Raw genomic sequence first — 719 nt, forward strand, 5'->3', positions numbered from 1 at the left:
CATCGACAACCTGGACGCCGCCCTCATCCACCTGCTCGCCGAGCGGTTCAAGCTCACCCAGCGCGTCGGCGTGCTCAAGGCCACCCACGCCCTGCCGCCGGCCGACCCGGCCCGGGAGGCGGAGCAGACGACCCGGCTGCGGCGGCTGGCGGTCGACGCGCAGCTCGACCCGGCCTTCGCGGAGAAGTTCCTCGCGTTCGTGATCTCCGAGGTCATCCGCCACCACGAGAGCATCCCCCGCGGCTGACCCGCCCGGTGCCGGGCGGCGTCAGCAGCGGAAGCCGCCCACCAGGACGCGCAGCTCGTCGGCGACCCGCGCCAGGTCCCCGGCCGAGGCGGCGGTGCGGGAGGCGCTCGCCGTGGTGCGGTCGACGGCACCGGTGATGCCCGCGGCGCTCGCGGCGATCTCCTGGGAGCTGCTCGACACCTCCACGACGTTGCGGACCATCTCCGCCGTCGTCGCCGACTGCTCCTCCACCGCCGCCGCGATCGTGCCCTGCAGCCCGTCGATCCGCCCGATGACGTCGGTGATCTCCTGGATGGCGACCCTGGCGGCCTCTGCGTCGCTCTGCGTGGCGTCCACCCGCTGGGTGATCTGCTCGGTGGCGCGGGCGGTCTGCTGCGCCAGCTCCTTCACCTCACCGGCCACCACCGCGAACCCCTTGCCCATCTCCCCGGCCCGCGCGGCCTCGATGGTCGCGTTCAGCGCCAGCAGGTTC

At 74.0% G+C, this 719-nt stretch carries 2 protein-coding genes; one reads left to right on the plus strand and one right to left on the minus strand.

The window, feature by feature from the left end:
* The first annotated feature begins 1 nt into the window (after window position 1).
* The gene (locus ABEB16_RS09885; RefSeq protein WP_345712090.1) at window positions 2-247 is read left to right on the plus strand and encodes a chorismate mutase; all 246 of its coding nucleotides are present in this window, start codon (window positions 2-4) and stop codon (window positions 245-247) included.
* 21 nt (window positions 248-268) lie between these two features.
* Here ABEB16_RS09885 and ABEB16_RS09890 read toward each other — a convergent pair.
* A partial coding sequence (locus ABEB16_RS09890) for a methyl-accepting chemotaxis protein (RefSeq protein WP_345712091.1) occupies window positions 269-719 on the minus strand: 451 nt, incomplete at its 5' end.

The sequence above is a fragment of the Kineococcus glutinatus genome (genome assembly GCF_039542765.1).
Classification (GTDB): domain Bacteria; phylum Actinomycetota; class Actinomycetes; order Actinomycetales; family Kineococcaceae; genus Kineococcus_A; species Kineococcus_A glutinatus.